The organism is Caulobacter sp. D5 (genome assembly GCF_003185805.1).
Classification (GTDB): Bacteria; Pseudomonadota; Alphaproteobacteria; order Caulobacterales; family Caulobacteraceae; genus Caulobacter.
The window spans coordinates 1-2,152 of sequence record NZ_QHJY01000520.1 but is presented as its reverse complement, the minus strand read 5'-3'; the positions used below and the strand labels follow the sequence as shown (position 1 = coordinate 2,152).

Annotated in this window: 1 protein-coding gene and 2 pseudogenes; 1 reads left to right on the top strand and 2 read right to left on the bottom strand. The window is 72.7% G+C overall.

Going from position 1 to position 2,152, the window contains the following annotated elements; all coding sequences use genetic code 11:
• Positions 1 to 33: 33 nt before the first annotated feature.
• A pseudogene (locus DMC18_RS24745) lies at positions 34 to 1,238 on the bottom strand (phage portal protein).
• A gap of 47 nt (positions 1,239 to 1,285) precedes the next feature.
• On the opposite strand from DMC18_RS24745, the gene DMC18_RS24740 reads away from it, so the two are divergent.
• On the top strand, positions 1,286 to 1,729 hold the full coding sequence (locus DMC18_RS24740; RefSeq protein ID WP_199232637.1) for an endonuclease domain-containing protein: 444 nt from the start codon (positions 1,286 to 1,288) through the stop codon (positions 1,727 to 1,729).
• 20 nt (positions 1,730 to 1,749) lie between these two features.
• Here DMC18_RS24740 and DMC18_RS24735 read toward each other — a convergent pair.
• Positions 1,750 to 2,152 (bottom strand): annotated as a pseudogene (locus DMC18_RS24735) (DNA-packaging protein); the annotation flags it as partial.

Genomic DNA, 2,152 nt, shown 5'->3' with positions numbered 1-2,152 from the left:
CCCCCCCCCCCCCCCCCGCCCCGCGAGGGGCGGCTACCCCTCCACCCCCGCCAGCCGCCGCCGCTCCGCGTCGGTGAGAAAGCTCGCCGCCTCCAGCCGCGCCCACAGGGCGTCGCGCTCGGCGCTCAGCGCCGGCACGCCGTCCAGGTCGCAGGCCACCCGCGCGCCGGGGAACTTCACGCCCAGCCACGCCGTCAGCGCCCGGGCCGCCCGCTCGGCCAGGGGCGCGACCGTGTGCCGCCAGAACGCGCCATTGGCCTCGCGATAGTTGGCGTAGGTGTTGTCGCCGGGAATGCCCAGGAGCTGCGGCGGAACCCCGAACGCCAGGGCGATCTCCCGCGCCGCCGCGTGCTTGCCCTCGACGAAGTCCAGGTCCGCCGGGGTCAGCGACATCGGCTTCCACTCCAGCCCGCCCTCCAGCAGCAGCGGCCGCCCGGCGTTGTCGGCGCCGGCATGCGCATTGGCCAGCTCGGCCTTCAGCCGCTCGAACTGCTCCTCGGAAAGCCGGTCCCCGTCGCGCCCGCCATAAACGAGCGCCCCCGACGGCCGCGCGGCGTTGTCCAGCAGCGCCTTGTTCCACGCCCCCGAGGCGTTGTGCACGTCGATGGCGAAGGCGGCGGCTTCCAGCGGCGAGGCCCCGTAGTGGTCGCTGGTGGGATTGAACAGCTTCAGGTGCAGCACCGGCAGCCAGCCGTCGGCGTCGCGCGCGATCCGCGCCGTCCGCCCGCCGGCCTGATAGTCATAGGCCGCCGGCCACCCCCGCGGCCCCGGAACCACCGCCATCCGGTCGGGCCGCAGGGCGTAAAGCTCCTCCGGCTGGTCGCCCGCCGCCTCCAGATAGCCGTTCCCGGCCACCTGCAAGTGGCCGAAGAACTGCTCCATCAGATCCGGCCCGCCCTGCTCGGGATTGGGCCGCGCCAGCAGTCTGGCCAGCGGATGGTCGTCGCTGCGCCGCCCGTCGTGAAACACCGCCAGCGGCACGGCCGCCGCGGCCTCGGCGATCATCCGCACGCAGCGATAGGCCACCGGGTTCTTCGCAAACCCCTCCGCCGCCAGCGCCCCATAGTCCCGAGGCGTCCACTGCGCCCGCCCGCCGCTGGTCAGGGCGACCAGCCTGGCGGCCCGCGAGTCCTTGATTTCCGGCGCGCGCCGGGATGCGAAGAGGGGCATGGCCGCTCCTGGAGGTTGAGAACGAATAGAGAACAATGTAGAGTGAAGGCGACGCATCGATCAAAGATCCTCCCCCTCTGGGGGAGGTGTCGCGGAGCGACGGAGGGGGACCCCGGTGGACGCGCCCAAGCGCACCCGACGAAACGCCAAGGCGCTTCGCCGCACCATGAGCCTGCCGGAGGTCCTCCTATGGATCGGCCTCAAGGCGCGTCGCCTCGAAGGCCTGCACTTTCGCAAGCAGCACCCTGTCGGGCCCTACGTGCTCGACTTCTATTGCGACGCCCTGAGATTGGCGGTCGAGGTCGATGGCTACGCGCACGACACGGGCGATCGCCCTCGGCGTGACGCTCGGCGAGACGCCTGGCTTCTGGCCCAGGGCATACGCACATTGCGCATCCCCGCCGTCGAGGTTCTGGCTTCGGTCGATGACACTCTCGCCACGATCCTGGCCAACGCCGGCGCTGACCCCCTCCGGCCCTCCGGGCCACCTCCCCCAAAGGGGGAGGATCTGAGATGCCAAGATGCTCCCCCTCTGGGGGAGCTGTCGCGGAGCGACTGAGGGGGTCGCCCGAAGGGCGCCTAAACCACCCTGAGCCTCGGTTCCTTCCCGCCGCCCAGCATCAGCTCGCTCAGCGCCCAGACCAGCGCATCCGCCCGGTCCGGACTGTGCCCCAGATCCCCGTCGCCCAGCCCCATCAGCTCTTCCTCCAGGGCCGGGAACGCCCCGCAGTGCACCACCCGGCCCTGCTCGTAGAGCGCCGCCACCGGCTCGGCCCGCGCCCGCTTGCCCACCGAGGCCCGCACCAGCTTGATCGGGCACGGCGGCGCGGCCTGCGCCAGCACCGAGCGGACCATCTCGCCGCCCTGGTTGGCCTCGGCCACCAGCGCGTCGGCGTCGAAGTCCACCGCCGCCGCGACGGCCAGGCTGGCCCAGCCGTTGGGCGACAGCCCGCGCGCCGTGCGGTCGGCCAGCACATAGGCG